The sequence below is a fragment of the Mycolicibacterium sp. CBM1 genome (genome assembly GCF_054073305.1).
The window spans coordinates 108096-122280 of record NZ_JBSXPP010000002.1; the positions used below are offsets into that span (position 1 = coordinate 108096).

The 14185-nt window shown below is 69.7% G+C and carries 14 protein-coding genes and 1 pseudogene; 12 read left to right on the forward strand and 3 right to left on the reverse strand.

What is annotated here, in order from left to right; all coding sequences use genetic code 11:
- Positions 1-38: 38 nt before the first annotated feature.
- Complete coding sequence (locus ACXDF8_RS03250) at positions 39-620, forward strand: TetR/AcrR family transcriptional regulator (RefSeq protein WP_457221808.1); 582 nt, start codon at positions 39-41, stop codon at positions 618-620.
- On the opposite strand, the gene ACXDF8_RS03255 is transcribed toward ACXDF8_RS03250, so the two are convergent.
- Positions 597-1475 carry a DMT family transporter gene (locus ACXDF8_RS03255; protein WP_457221809.1) on the reverse strand — a complete coding sequence of 293 codons (879 nt, stop codon included), beginning with the start codon at positions 1473-1475 and terminating at the stop codon, positions 597-599. The two genes, ACXDF8_RS03250 and ACXDF8_RS03255, sit on opposite strands and share 24 nt — an antisense overlap.
- A 34-nt stretch (positions 1476-1509) precedes the next feature.
- Between ACXDF8_RS03255 and ACXDF8_RS03260 the strand changes: the two genes are divergently transcribed.
- A complete protein-coding gene (locus ACXDF8_RS03260; protein WP_457221810.1) occupies positions 1510-2850 on the forward strand; it encodes a replication-associated recombination protein A in 1341 nt (446 codons plus the stop codon).
- 96 nt (positions 2851-2946) lie between these two features.
- Here the strand turns inward: ACXDF8_RS03260 and ACXDF8_RS03265 are convergent, their stop codons facing one another.
- Positions 2947-3579, reverse strand: a complete 633-nt coding sequence (locus ACXDF8_RS03265; RefSeq protein ID WP_457221811.1) for a hypothetical protein — start codon at positions 3577-3579, stop codon at positions 2947-2949.
- A 97-nt stretch (positions 3580-3676) separates the two neighbouring features.
- On the opposite strand from ACXDF8_RS03265, the gene ACXDF8_RS03270 reads away from it, so the two are divergent.
- The 6 genes from ACXDF8_RS03270 (at position 3677) to ACXDF8_RS03295 (ending at position 9991) form a co-directional block, all read left to right on the forward strand.
- Complete coding sequence (locus ACXDF8_RS03270; RefSeq protein ID WP_457221812.1) at positions 3677-4078, forward strand: secondary thiamine-phosphate synthase enzyme YjbQ; 402 nt, start codon at positions 3677-3679, stop codon at positions 4076-4078.
- Positions 4079-4171: 93 nt separating this feature from the next.
- The gene (gene alaS / locus ACXDF8_RS03275; RefSeq protein ID WP_457221813.1) at positions 4172-6886 is read left to right on the forward strand and encodes an alanine--tRNA ligase; all 2715 of its coding nucleotides are present in this window, start codon (positions 4172-4174) and stop codon (positions 6884-6886) included.
- Positions 6887-6892: 6 nt separating this feature from the next.
- Positions 6893-7402: a Holliday junction resolvase RuvX gene (gene ruvX / locus ACXDF8_RS03280; protein WP_457221814.1), complete on the forward strand. Its 510-nt coding sequence runs from the start codon at positions 6893-6895 to the stop codon at positions 7400-7402.
- The gene (locus tag ACXDF8_RS03285; protein ID WP_457221815.1) at positions 7395-8636 is read left to right on the forward strand and encodes an endolytic transglycosylase MltG; all 1242 of its coding nucleotides are present in this window, start codon (positions 7395-7397) and stop codon (positions 8634-8636) included. The genes ruvX and ACXDF8_RS03285 overlap by 8 nt, the downstream gene beginning before the upstream one ends.
- Before the next feature lie 104 nt (positions 8637-8740).
- Entirely contained in the window at positions 8741-9553 is an 813-nt protein-coding gene (locus ACXDF8_RS03290) for a shikimate dehydrogenase (RefSeq protein WP_457222051.1), read from the forward strand.
- A 9-nt stretch (positions 9554-9562) separates the two neighbouring features.
- A complete protein-coding gene (locus ACXDF8_RS03295; RefSeq protein WP_457221816.1) occupies positions 9563-9991 on the forward strand; it encodes a prepilin peptidase in 429 nt (142 codons plus the stop codon).
- Between the two features lie 175 nt (positions 9992-10166).
- Here the strand turns inward: ACXDF8_RS03295 and ACXDF8_RS03300 are convergent.
- Positions 10167-10593: pseudogene (locus ACXDF8_RS03300) on the reverse strand (AAA family ATPase); the annotation flags it as partial.
- A 105-nt stretch (positions 10594-10698) separates the two neighbouring features.
- Between ACXDF8_RS03300 and aroC the strand changes: the two are divergent.
- Genes aroC through aroQ form a run of 4 tightly spaced genes read left to right on the forward strand, consistent with a single transcriptional unit; the run spans position 10699 to position 14117 of the window.
- Positions 10699-11907, forward strand: a complete 1209-nt coding sequence (gene aroC / locus ACXDF8_RS03305) for a chorismate synthase (protein ID WP_457221817.1) — start codon at positions 10699-10701, stop codon at positions 11905-11907.
- A gap of 4 nt (positions 11908-11911) precedes the next feature.
- Positions 11912-12580, forward strand: a complete 669-nt coding sequence (locus ACXDF8_RS03310; RefSeq protein ID WP_457221818.1) for a shikimate kinase — start codon at positions 11912-11914, stop codon at positions 12578-12580.
- On the forward strand, positions 12577-13677 hold the full coding sequence (aroB, locus tag ACXDF8_RS03315; protein WP_457221819.1) for a 3-dehydroquinate synthase: 1101 nt from the start codon (positions 12577-12579) through the stop codon (positions 13675-13677). The genes ACXDF8_RS03310 and aroB overlap by 4 nt, the downstream gene beginning before the upstream one ends.
- Positions 13674-14117, forward strand: coding sequence for a type II 3-dehydroquinate dehydratase (gene aroQ / locus ACXDF8_RS03320; RefSeq protein ID WP_457221820.1), 444 nt, complete (start codon positions 13674-13676; stop codon positions 14115-14117). Before aroB ends, aroQ begins: the two co-directional genes overlap by 4 nt.
- The last annotated feature ends 68 nt before the right edge of the window (positions 14118-14185 follow it).

Consider the following 14185-nt stretch of genomic DNA (forward strand, 5'->3'; position numbering starts at 1 on the left):
CTGCGCGGTCGCCCACCCCATGCCCGATACTGGTCAGCGTGCCGCGGATCGGAGAGCCCCGGGCGCCGGCCCGCCCGGCGACCGATGACCAGGAGAATCGGCGCGGTGCCATCCTCGCCGCTGCCGCCAGGCTGGGCGCGACCAAAGAGATCGATCGCATCGGCGCGCAGGAGATCGCCGCAGACGCCGGTGTGGCACTGCGCACCCTCTATCGCTACTACCCCTCGAAGCACCATGTGTTCGCGGCGGTGCTCTTCGCGCAGGTCTCCAAGTTCCGTCCGCCGCCGCCGAGCGGCGACCCGGCCGGTGACATCGCCGCCCTGATGGTAGCTGCCTGTCGAAATCTGTTGCGGCACAAGCATCTTGCGCATGCCATGATCACCTCGACGCAGATCGTTCGTGCGCAGGAGGATGCCCCCGACGATCCCACGTTGCGCGAACTCATCCTGTCGATTGCCGGCGTCGAGGACCCGACGGCCGAACAGCTGCGCCGCACCCGGCTGGTGCAGCAGGCGGCCTTCGGAATCCTGACCTGGACGGTCGGGGGAGCGCTGCGCCCCGAGGACGCCCTGGCCGACGTCGATGTCGCCTGCCGCCTACTCGTGGGTGACGTCTTCTGACGGCTTCCGCGTGACCCGGGTCGCCAGCACCGAGCCCGCCAGGATCAGCACCAACCCGGCGATGTGGAACCAGCCGAGCGGCTCGTGCAACACAAGCACCCCGGCCACCAGTGCCACGGCGGGGTTGACGTAGGTGAACAACAACGCGCGGGTGGCCCCCACCTCGCGGATGAGCGCGAAGAACACCACGAACGCTAGTGCCGTGCAGATGCCCGCCAAGGCAGCGATGGCCCCGTAAGCGCCGCCTGTCAGCCGGTGCGCTGGCCAGGTCAGGGCTGCCGGCACCGCGTACACGAGCGCGGCCAAACCCAGGCAGGCCGATGTCAGGGCGGGCCCCGGCACACCGGCCAGATGGCGTGCCGCGATCAGCGGGGCGATGGCATAGCAGGTCGCCGTCAGCAGCACCTCGAACACCGGCCAGGCGCCGCCGACCGACAGGCCGGGACCGGCCAGCACCGCGACACCGGCCAGCCCGACGCCGAGGCCGACCACTCGGGCCGGACCCAGCTGCTCACCGCCGGAAAGCCGATCGAGCACCGCCGCGATGATCGGCGCCGCGGCGATCAGCAGGCCGGTCAGCGAACTCGTCAGGTGCCGCTCAGCGTCGGACAGCAGCAGCCACGCGGCCACCATCTCGAAGAACGCGAACGCCGCCACCGCCTTCCAGTGCATGCGCAGCAGCGCGCGGGTCTGGCGGGACAGTGCCAGCGGCAGCAGCAGCGTCGCGCCCACCGCCGAGCGGGTGAACACCAGCACCGGCACCGACACCTCGCCGACGGCGACCTTGATCAACAGGTACGGGATGCCCCAGATGACGCTCATCGCGGCGAACAGGACCCACCCGCGTGCAGTCACCCGACCACAGTACGAACGTGGTAAGCCTGAGTGCGTGTCCGACAGCCTGTTCGACGTTCCCGGCGACGACGACCGGCTCGGGTCAGGGCCGGGGTCGGCGTCAGGGACAGCCTCCGCGCCGCTGGCCGTGCGGATGCGGCCGGCCTCGCTGGACGAAGTGGTCGGGCAGGAGAACCTGCTGCGGCCCGGCTCCCCGCTGCGCCGGCTCGTCGAAGGCTCCGGCGCGGCATCGGTGATCCTCTACGGACCACCCGGCACCGGCAAGACCACGTTGGCCTCGCTGGTGTCCCAGGCCACCGGTAGACGCTTCGAGGCGCTGTCCGCCTTGACGGCCGGTGTCAAGGAAGTGCGGGCGGTCATCGACAACGCCCGTCGCGCGGCCGCCTACGGGGAGCAGACCGTGCTGTTCATCGACGAGGTGCACCGATTCTCCAAAACCCAGCAGGACGCGCTGCTCGCCGCCGTCGAGAACCGGGTGGTGCTGCTGGTGGCCGCGACCACCGAGAACCCGTCGTTCTCGGTGGTGGCGCCGTTGCTGTCGCGCTCCCTGATCCTGCAGCTGCAACCGCTGACCCCGGACAACATCCGCGCTGTGGTGCAGCGGGCCATCGACGATCCGCGCGGACTGGCCGGCAAGATCACCGTCGACGAGGACGCGATCGCCCTGCTGGTCCAGCTCTCGACAGGTGACGCGCGGCGCGCGCTAACCGCCCTGGAGGTGGCTGCCGAGGTCGGCGAACACATCAGCGTGGAGACCGTCGAACAGTCGCTGGACAAGGCCGCCGTCCGCTACGACCGCGACGGCGACCAGCACTACGACGTGATCAGCGCGTTCATCAAGTCGGTCCGTGGCTCGGATGTCGACGCCGCTTTGCACTACCTGGCGCGGATGCTGGTCGCCGGGGAGGACCCGCGGTTCGTGGCCCGCCGGTTGATGATCCTGGCCAGCGAGGACATCGGGATGGCGGATCCGTCGGCGTTGCAGACGGCGGTCGCTGCGGCGCAGACCGTCGCGCTGATCGGGATGCCCGAGGCGCAGCTCACGCTCGCCCACGCCACCGTCCACCTGGCGACCGCACCCAAGTCGAACGCCGTGACCACCGCACTGGCTGCCGCGATGAACGACATCCGGGCCGGCAAGGCCGGGCTGGTGCCGCCGCATCTGCGTGACGGGCACTACGCCGGCGCGGCGAAACTCGGCAACGCCCAGGGCTACCGCTATCCACACGACGATCCGGATGGTGTTGTGCCACAACAGTATCCGCCGGACGAGGTGGTTGGCGTGGACTACTACAAGCCGACCAGCCACGGCACTGAGCGGGAGATCGCCAGTCGACTGGACAAGCTTCGGGCGATCATCCGCCGCAGGCGCTGAGTCAGCGGCGCGGCGGCCCGCGCCTACGCCGCTGGCCGGTCAGCGCGGATATCGGCGCTACCCCGAGAGCCGCCACGACCACCTGGACCAGAATGCTCAGGTGCTGCGTGCGGCGCGGTCGCGGATGCCGCGCAGCATTCCCCGTTCCATGACGAAGTGCACGATGTCGAACGTGGCGATCCCCACGGCGCCGCCGATGCCGCGGGCGAGTAGTCGGGTGGCGTCACCGTGCGGCCGCACGTAGAAGGACCACGATCCAAATGCCTTCTCGCCGAGCTGGATTCGATCGAAGTCGGCCACCGAGGTCAGCACCACATGCGACATTGGCTGCACCTGCGCGACCAGTTGCCTGGCGCGCTGGCCGTAGCGGCGCGCCAACCACACGGTGTCGCCCACCTCCAGATCCTGCCACTCGGGACGCACCGCATCGGCGTTGTGGATGTCGGCGCCGGCCAACCGCTCCAGGATGTCGTAGCTGTAGAAGCCACCGCGGTTCTCACCGATCTGGGCCAGCCACGGCCACACCGCGTCGACCGGGGCGCCGATGGTGATGGCGCGGGTGGTCCGGGGCGCGTCGGCGTCGACCAGCTCGTCGCCCGGCAGCCGGGCGGCGACCTCGGCCGCCGTCGCGCCCCAGGTGTACATCCTGGGACGCACGATCCAGCGGTACAGCCCTGCTGTGCCAACCGCCGCCATGAGCATCGCCAATGCCGGCCGCTGCTCGCCCATAGTCGCGAACCGTAGTCCCCGCCGCGGCGAGGGGGGAGAGCCTTAAGTCCCGGCGCGCGGGCGGTGCGGTCGCCGTCGGGGCCCGTAGGTTGGGGGGATGGACAGCGATGTACTCGACATCGACACCTCCCGGCGGCGGCTCGTCGATCTCACCGACGAGGTTCGCGCCTTCTGCTGCGGTCGCGGCGACGGACTGTGCAACATCTTCGTCCCGCATGCCACCGCCGGCGTTGCGGTCATCGAGACCGGTGCCGGCTCCGACGACGACTTGATCGACACCCTCGAGCGGTTGTTGCCGCGTGACGAGCGCTACCGGCACTCGCACGGCTCGCCGGGCCACGGCGCCGACCACGTGCTGCCAGGCATCGTGGCGCCGTCGATGACGGTTCCGGTCGCCGACGGCGCGCCGCTGCTGGGCACCTGGCAGAGCGTGGTCCTGGTCGACCTGAACCGCGACAACCCACGCCGATCGGTACGGCTGAGCTTTCTGGCCGGCTGAGAGCCGTCGAGCCGGTGGGCGCCGGCACCCGGACCGGTAATGTGGTGCGGTCGAAGCGTCAGTCGGCCGCACCCCCGAACGCAAGGAACCCCAGTGCAGACACACGAGATCAGGAAGCGGTTCCTGGATCACTTCGTGAAGGCAGGCCACACCGAGGTGCCCAGCGCCTCGGTGATCCTCGACGATCCGAACCTGCTGTTCGTCAACGCCGGCATGGTGCAGTTCGTGCCGTTCTTCCTTGGGCAGCGGACGGCGCCGTATGCCACGGCCACCAGCATCCAGAAATGCATCCGGACGCCGGACATCGACGAGGTGGGCATCACCACCCGGCACAACACCTTCTTTCAGATGGCCGGCAACTTCTCGTTCGGCGACTACTTCAAACGCGGCGCGATCGAGCTGGCCTGGACGCTGCTGACCAAGCCGGTCGCCGACGGCGGCTACGGCTTCGATCCCCAGCGGCTGTGGGCCACGGTCTTCTACGACGACGACGAGGCCGAGCAGCTCTGGCAGGAGATCGCCGGCCTGCCGCCGGAGCGGATCCAGCGCCGCGGCATGGCCGACAACTACTGGTCGATGGGCATTCCGGGGCCGTGCGGACCCTGCTCGGAGATCTATTTTGACCGCGGGCCCGAGTACGGCGTCGAGGGCGGCCCGGAGGCCGACGAGAACCGCTACATCGAGATCTGGAATCTCGTGTTCATGCAGAACGAGCGCGGCGAGGGCACCTCTAAGGACGACTTCGAGATCCTGGGCCCTCTCCCGCGCAAGAACATCGACACCGGCATGGGCGTGGAGCGCATCGCCTGCCTGCTGCAGAACGTCGACAACGTCTACGAGACCGACCTGCTGCGGCCGGTGATCGACAAGGTGGCGCAGTACGCCCCGCGCGGGTACGGCCAGGGCTCACACGAGGACGACGTCCGCTACCGGATCATCGCCGACCACAGCCGCACCGCGGCGATCATCATCGGCGACGGTGTCACCCCGGGTAACGAAGGCCGCGGCTACGTTCTGCGTCGGTTGCTGCGGCGGATCATCCGAGCGGCCAAGCTCCTCGGTATCGAGCAGCCGATCATGTCCGAGCTGATTCTCACCGTGGGCGACGCGATGAGCCCGTCGTATCCGGAACTGGCTGACACCCGCATCGAGCGCATTGCCGTCGCCGAGGAGAACGCGTTCAACCGCACGCTGGCCTCGGGCTCCAAGCTGTTCGAGGACGCTGCGGCCGCGACCAGGAAGGCCGGCAAGACGGTACTGGGCGGCTCGGATGCGTTCGCCTTGCACGACACCTACGGCTTCCCGATCGAACTGACCCTGGAGATGGCCGCCGAGTCCGGGCTGACCGTCGACGAACTCGGGTTCCGCGAACTGATGGCCGAGCAGCGTCGCCGGGCCAAGGCCGACGCCGCGGCCCGCAAGCACGCCCACGCCGACCTGTCGGCGTTCCGCGAACTGGTCGACGCCGGGCCGACGGAGTTCACCGGGTTCGAGGAGCTGTCCTCGCAGGCCCGTATCCTTGGCATCTTCGTCGACGGCAAGCGGGTGCCGGTGGTCGGCCACCAGCCGCGCGTCCACTCCGAAGCGCCCGCCCCGGAGCGCGTCGAGATCGTCTTGGACCGCACTCCGCTCTACGCTGAGTCCGGTGGTCAGATCGCCGATGCCGGCTGGATCACCGGCACCGGTGGCAGCGAGTCGGCCAAGGCCGCGGTCACCGACGTGCAGAAGATCGCCAAGACGCTGTGGGTGCACCGGGTCAACGTCGAATCCGGTGAGTTCGTCGAGGGTGACACCATCGTCGCCGCGGTCGACCCCACCTGGCGCCGTGGCGCCACTCAGGGCCACTCCGGCACCCACATGATTCACGCGGCGCTACGACAGGTGTTGGGGCCCAACGCCGTTCAGGCTGGATCGCTGAACCGCCCGGGATACCTGAGGTTCGACTTCAACTCGCAGAGCGCTTTGAGCGAAGCGCAGCGCAACGAGGTGGAGGAAGTGGCCAACGAGGCCGTGCAGGCCGACTTCCCGGTGAACACCTTCATCACCGAGCTGGACAAGGCCAAGGCGATGGGCGCGATGGCCATGTTCGGCGAACAGTACCCCGAACAGGTGCGGGTGGTCGAGATCGGCGGCCCGTTCTCGTTGGAGCTCTGCGGTGGCACCCATGTGCACAACTCGGCACAGATCGGTCCGATCACCATCCTGGGCGAGTCCTCGGTGGGCTCCGGGGTCCGGCGTGTCGAGGCCTACGTGGGCCTGGACTCCTTCCGGCATCTGGCAAAGGAACGCGCGCTGATGGCCGGACTGGCGTCGTCGCTGAAGGTGCCCTCCGACGAGGTCCCGGCCCGGGTGGCCACCCTCGTCGATCGGCTGAAGGCCGCCGAGAAGGAACTCGACCGGATGCGGCTGGCCACGGCACGGGCCGCTGCGGCGAATGCGGCCGCCGGCGCCGAGCAGGTCGGTACGGTCCGCCTGGTGGCGCAGCGGATGTCGGCGGGCATGACCGCCGGTGATCTGCGCTCCCTGGTCGGCGACATCCGCGGGAAGCTGGGCAGCGAGCCGGCGGTGGTGGTTCTGATCGCCGAGGGCCCGGAAGCGGACGGTTCGTCGAGCGTTCCGTTCGTCGTCGCCACCAATGCGGCGGCGCAGGATGCCGGGGTGCGCGCCAATGAGCTGATCGCGTCGATCGCGGCGGCGGTCGACGGGCGGGGCGGCGGTAAGGCGGACTTGGCACAGGGGTCGGGCAAGAATCCGGCCGGAATCGATGCGGCACTGGGGGCGGTTCGCGCAGAGATCGCCCGGGGCTAGCGCGGCGTGCGCTCCGCACATGACCGTGTGCCCGACCGGCCCGGCGCAGACGATCCGGGGCGGGGTCGACGGCTCGGTGTGGACGTGGGGACGGTACGGATTGGGGTCGCGGTCAGTGATCCGGACGGGATCCTGGCCACACCGGTGGAGACGGTCCGGCGGGAACGCTCCGGTCGGCACCTGCGCCGGCTGACCGCCCTGGTGGCGGAGTTGGGGGTCGTCGAGGTCGTCGTCGGGCTCCCACGCACGCTGGCCAACCGGGCGGGGACGTCGGCCGAGGACGCGGTCGAGGTTTCCGACGCCCTGGCCGAGAGGATCGCACCGGTGCCGGTGCGGCTGGCCGACGAACGGTTGACTACGGTGGCAGCGCAGCGGTCGCTGCTGGAGGCGGGCGTGCGGGCGAAGGCTCAGCGCGCCGTGATCGACCAGGCGGCCGCTGTCGGAATCCTGCAGGGCTGGCTCGATCAACGCCGCAACGCGGCACCGACCCCGGTGGAGAGCGACGACGATGTCTGACGATTACGACGACTACGACCGGCCGCGGCCGGTGGCGGTCGGCGCACCGCGCGGGCGGATGAGTCGCCTGGAACGGGTCCGCCAGCGACGTTACCGCAATCGCCGCCGGGTGTTCGGCGCCGTCGCGGCCGCACTGCTGATCGCAGTGCTGATCGCCGTGGTTTTTCTGGGCGCCAAGCTATTCGGCGGTTCCGGATCCGGCGACTACGCCGGTGAGGGCAAAGCCGACATCGTCATCCAGGTCAAAGACGGCGATTCCACCACCCAGATCGGGCAGATCCTGCGGGAGAAGAACGTCGTCTCCAACGTCAAGGGCTTTGTCGAGGCGGCCAAGGACAACGCGGCGATCGCGGCGATCCAGCCCGGTTTCTACGAGATGCGCACCGAGATGTCGGCGTCGGCGGCGGTTGCGCGGCTGGCTGACCCGAAGAACCGGGTGGGCAAGCTGGTGATTCCGGAGGGCCGCCAGCTCGACGACGTCGCCGAAGTTGGGTCGGGCAAGGTCACCCAGGGGATCTTCACGCTGATCTCACAGGCCACCTGTGTGGATCTCAATGGTCAGCGCAAGTGTGTGCCGGCCGAGGACCTGCGCCGGGCGGCCGAGCAGGCGCCGCTGACCGCGCTGAAGGTGCCGCGGTGGGCCGTGCAGCCGGTGACCGCATTGGGCGGCAACCATCGCCGGCTCGAGGGGCTGGTCGCCCCGGGTACCTGGAATGTCGACCCGAGCGGGTCGGCGCAGGACATCCTGGCCACGTTGATCGACGAGAGCGCTGCCCATTACGTCAGCGGCGGGTTGCTGGACACTGCCACCGCGATGAACATGTCGCCCTACCAGATCCTGATCGTGGGCTCGCTGGTGCAGCGCGAGGCCAAGCCCCACGACTTCGCCAAGGTGGCGCGGGTCATCTACAACCGACTGGCCGGGCCGCAGCGGCTCGAGTTCGACTCGACGGTCAACTACCCGTTGGACCGCCAAGAGGTCGCCACCACAGACGTCGACCGCGCCCAGGTGACGCCGTGGAACACCTACGCCTCCGAGGGACTGCCCGCCACGCCGATCTGTTCGCCCGGTGACGAAGCGCTGGCCGCCGCCGAACGTCCCGAACCGGGGGACTGGCTGTACTTCGTGACGGTGGACACCGACGGCACCACGTTGTTCACCCGGGATTACCAGCAGCATCTGGCTAACATCGAGCTGGCACGACACAACGGCGTGCTCGACTCCGCGCGATGAGCGAAGCGAAGAGCGCAATCGGGCAGCGCGCGATGAGCGAAGCGAAGAGCGCAATCGGGCAGCGCGCGATGAGCGAAGCGAAGAGCGCAATCGGGCAGCGCGCGATGAGCGAAGCGAAGAGCGCCCGCAGGGCGGCTGTGCTCGGCTCTCCGGTCGCACATTCCAAGTCGCCGCTGTTGCACCTGGCGGCCTACCGCGCGCTGGGCCTGACCGACTGGACCTATGATCGCATCGAGTGTACCGCCGACGAATTGCCCTCTCTGGTAAGGAGTTTCGGCCCGGAATGGGTGGGGTTGTCGGTGACGATGCCGGGCAAGTTCGCCGCCCTCGCGGTCGCCGACGAGCGCACCGATCGCGCCGAACTCGTCGGCTCGGCCAACACGCTGGTGCACACCGGGCACGGCTGGCGCGCCGACAACACCGATATCGACGGGGTGGTCGGCGCCCTCGGACACGTACGCCATCTGCGCCGGGCGATCGTGCTGGGCTCGGGCGGGACGGCGCCGGCGGCGGTGGTCGCGCTGGCCGAACTCGGCGTCACCGAGATCACCATCGTGGCACGCAACGCGGAAAAGGCGGCACGCCTGCTCGAGCTCGGTATCGCCGCGGGGGTCACCACAGAGTTCTGCGACCTGTCGGAGTCCGGGCTGCCCGCGGTAGTCGCCACCGCCGATGTGTTGATCAGCACCATTCCCGCCGAGGCGGCGCAGGCCCACACGGCGGTGTTCGCCGGCGTTCCGGTGCTGCTCGACGCCATCTACGATCCGTGGCCCACCCCGCTGGCCGCGGCGGTAAGCGATGCGGGCGGACAGGTGATCAGCGGCCTGCAGATGCTGCTGAACCAGGCCTTCAGTCAGGTCGAACAATTCACAGGCCGGCCCGCGCCGCGTGAGCAGATGGCGGCGGCGCTGGGTTAACGTCCGGCCATGCAGGTGGTGCTCGGCGGGGTCGTGGTGGTGTGGGCGGCGGCGTTGAGCGCGGTAGACCTGCGCCGACGCCGGCTGCCCAACGCCCTCACCCTGCTCGGTGCTGCCGTGGTGCTAGCCGTCGCCGCCGGGTACGGCCGGGGGCTGCCTGCCCTGGCGGGTGCGCTGGGTCTGGCGGCGCTGTATCTGTGCGTACACCTGGCGATTCCCGCGGGCCTTGGAGCCGGAGACGTCAAACTGGCGCTCGGCCTTGGAGGTCTGACCGGCGCGCTGGGACCGGATGTGTGGACGCTGGCGGCGCTGGGGGCTCCGCTGCTGACCGCGATTCTGGCGGTGCTCATGGCCCTGCGGGATCGCCACGCGATCGTGCCGCACGGCCCGTCGATGTGCCTGGCCAGCCTGGCGGCGGCCGCGCTCGTGGTGTTCTGAGCGCCGATCAGCCGGGTCGCCGCTGGCCGGGGAGAGCTGTTGTGGGGGCGGGGTGCTCGCCCCGGGGCTGGGCAGCCGATCGGGGGCGATATCGCTGAGGCCGGCGCCGCTGCGCCCCAGCGCCGGTGCCGGCGTGGTGGGGGCAGACGACGGCGCGGCGGCAGGCGGCGGTAGTGGCGGTGGTGGTCTGGCGTTCCTCCATTGCCTCGAGCATCGCGCTCTGGGTCTTGGCGCTGGAGCGGTTGATCTCGTCGAGCAGCACGATGTTGGGTATGCACCGGCCCGAGCTGGGTGACGAACGAGTTGGTCGCCGACTCGTACACCTGGGTGCCGATGATGTCGCTGGTCAGCAGATCCGGGGTGCGCTGGATGCGGCCGAAACCGCCCTCGACGGCTTCGGCGAGCGCCCGCGCCGCGGTGGTTTTGGCAAGTCCCGGCACGCTCTCGATGAGCACGTGCTGCGCACGCGCGTCGAAGGCCACCAGCGCCAGCCCGATCAGCGCCAACACCACCACCGCGGCGGCGACCCACGCGTTGCCGCTGATCATCGCCAGCAGCAACAACCCGCAGTCGGCCCCGGCGACGATGACGGCGTTGCGCATGTGTCCTCCCGGTGGAGGGGTTACCCGCCGACCCGCAGACCGAACACCCCGGCACCGGTGAAAGCGGATTGGGCCTGGCATGACCGGCGTGGGAGGATGGGACGCGTGTTGCGATGGACGACCGCCGGTGAATCTCACGGCCGAGCGCTGGTAGCCGTGGTAGAGGGCATGGTCGCCGGCGTGCAGGTCAGCTCCGGTGACATCGCCGAACAGCTCGCCCGGCGGCGCCTCGGCTACGGCCGCGGTGCCCGGATGAAGTTCGAACAGGACCAGGTCACCGTGCTCGCCGGCGTACGGCACGGCGCCACGCTCGGTGGCCCGATCGCGATCGAGATCGGCAATACCGAATGGCCTAAGTGGGAGTCGGTGATGGCAGCCGACCCGGTCAGCGAAGACGAGCTCGACGTCGCGCGCAACGCTCCGCTGACCCGGCCCCGCCCGGGCCACGCCGACTTCGCCGGCATGCTCAAGTACGGATTCGACGACGCCCGCCCGGTGCTGGAGCGCGCCAGTGCCCGCGAGACCGCCGCGCGGGTGGCTGCCGGCACTCTTGCCAGGGCATTCCTGCGTCAGGCGCTGGGCGTCGAGGTGTTGTCCCACGTCATCTCGATCGGTGCGTCGCAGCCGTACGACGGTCCGCCGCCGGCGGCGGGTGACCTGGCCCGCATCGACGACAGTCCGGTGCGCGCCTTCGACAGCGCCGCCGAGAGCGCCATGATCGAGCAGATCGAGGCCGCCAAGCGCGACGGTGACACCCTCGGCGGTGTCGTCGAGGTCGTCGCCCACGGCCTGCCCGTCGGGCTGGGGTCATTCACCAGCGGTGACAACCGGCTCGACAGCCAGCTCGCCGGTGCGGTCATGGGCATCCAGGCCATCAAGGGTGTGGAGATCGGCGACGGATTCGAGACCGCCCGCCGCCGCGGCAGCCAGGCGCACGACGAGATGTTCCCCGGCTCAGACGGCGTGGTGCGATCCACCAACCGCGCCGGGGGCCTCGAGGGCGGCATGACCAACGGCCTGCCGCTGCGGGTGCGGGCGGCGATGAAGCCCATCTCCACCGTGCCTCGGGCGCTGGCCACCGTCGACATGACGACCGGCGAGGAAGCCGTGGCGATCCACCAGCGCTCGGACGTGTGCGCCGTGCCCGCAGCCGGTGTGGTCGTTGAGACCATGGTGGCGCTGGTGCTGGCGCGCGCCGTGCTGGAGAAGTTCGGCGGCGACTCGTTGGCCGAGACTCGGCGCAATATCGAGGGGTACCTGGCGGCGGTCGCCGAGCGGATGCCGTCCGACGCGCCGGTCCGGGCCTCGGGATAGCGACATGGCGCCGAAAGCCGTTCTGATCGGGTTGCCCGGCTCGGGCAAGTCCACCATCGGGCGGCGGCTGGCCAAGTCGATGGGGCTCACAATGCTGGACACCGACGCCGCCATCGAGGAGAGGACCGGCCGCACCATCGCCGACATCTTCACACGAGACGGCGAGGCGCAGTTCCGGCGCATCGAGGAAGACGTCATCCGCGAGGCCCTGCAGACCCACGACGGCATCCTGTCGCTGGGCGGTGGGGCGGTCACCTCGCCGGGAGTGCGGGAAGCCCTGGCCGGGCACACGGTGGTGTTCCTGGAGATCAGCGCCGCCGAGGGTGTGCGCCGCACCAGTGGCAGTACGGTCCGTCCGCTGCTCGCCGGGCCCGACCACGCCGAGAAGTACCGCACCCTGATGAATGAGCGGGTACCGCTGTACCGGCGGGTCGCGACGATCCGGGTGAACACCAACCGGCGCAATCCCGGTGCGGTGGTGCGCCACATCGTTGCCCGGCTGGAGAACCCCCAACCTCCGCGGCGACGCCGGCCACCCTGGCGTCGCTCCCCGTCAGCTGCAACAGAAGACCGTTCGGCTGCAACCAAACCCGATCCCTCTTTCGATTCACAGCCGGTCACACCCGCCACCCCGGCGGCGCTGGCCGCCCGTCGCGCCGGAGCCCGTAAATGACCGAGCTTGCCCCGTCCCTCGCAGAACCGGTGACCATCGAGGTCGCCGTCGACCCGCCGTACCCAGTGATCGTGGGCACCGGGCTGCTCGGTGAGCTGGGCGCGCTGCTCGGCTCGCGGCACCGGGTGGCGATCCTGCACCAGCCGACACTGGCCCAGACCGCCGAGGTCATCCGCGCCCATCTCGCCGAGCGGGGAGTGGACGCCCATCGCATCGAGATCCCCGACGCCGAGGCCGGAAAGGACCTTCCCGTCGTCGGGTTCATCTGGGAAGTGCTGGGCCGCATCGGGATCGGACGCAAGGACGCATTGGTCAGCCTCGGCGGCGGCGCCGCCACCGACGTGGCGGGCTTCGCGGCCGCAACCTGGCTGCGCGGGGTGGACATCGTCCATGTCCCGACCACGCTGCTGGGAATGGTCGACGCCGCGGTGGGCGGCAAGACCGGGATCAACACCGACGCTGGCAAGAACCTGGTGGGCGCCTTCCACCAGCCGGCGGCGGTGCTGGTCGACCTGGCGACGCTGGAGACATTGCCGCGCAACGAATTGGTGGCCGGGATGGCCGAGATCGTCAAGGCAGGGTTTATCGCCGACCCGCGGATCCTGGAGCTCATCGAGGCCGATCCGCAGGCCGCCGTGGATCCGGCGGGTTCGGTTCTGCCCGAACTGATCCGGCGCGCAATCACGGTGAAGGCCGAGGTGGTGGCGGCTGATGAGAAGGAGTCGGCGCTACGCGAGATCCTCAACTACGGACACACTCTGGCGCATGCCATCGAACGCCGCGAACGTTACCGCTGGCGTCACGGCGCGGCGGTATCGGTGGGCCTGGTGTACGCCGCCGAACTCGGCCGGCTGGCCGGCCGGCTCGACGACGCGACAGCCGCGCGGCACCGCACCGTGCTGACCGCTCTGGGGTTGCCGGTCAGCTACGACGCGGACGCGCTGCCCGAACTCCTCGAGTCCATGGCTGGTGACAAGAAAACCCGCTCGGGAGTGTTGCGGTTCGTGGTGCTCGACGGGCTGGCCAAACCGGGCCGGCTGGAAGGTCCGGATCCCGCGCTGCTGGCGGCGGCCTATGCGGAGGTGGCGGCCTCGTGACGACGGTACTGGTCCTCAACGGTCCCAACCTCGATCGGCTCGGCAAGCGGGAACCCGAGATCTACGGCAGTGTCACCTACGACGACCTGGTAACCCTGATCGAGGCCCAGGCCACCGAGCTGGGACTGACCGCGGTGGTGCGCCAGTCCAACAGCGAAGCCCAGCTGCTGGACTGGTTGCACGCCGCGGCCGACGCCGGCGACCCGGTGATCCTCAACGCCGGTGCACTGACCCACACCTCGATCGCGTTGCGTGACGCCTGCGCGGAGCTGCGGGCCCCTCTGATCGAGGTGCACATCTCGAATGTGCATGCGCGCGAAGAGTTTCGGCACCACTCATATCTGAGCGCGGTGGCCACCGGTGTGATCGTTGGACTGGGGGTGCAGGGTTATCTGATGGCGCTGCGCTACCTGGCGACCTTCGACATCGCGACCGACTGAGTGCGCATCGGCCAGCTTGCCGGAGACCGGATCTCGCCGATCGAAGCCCCAGCTGATCGGAGATCTGC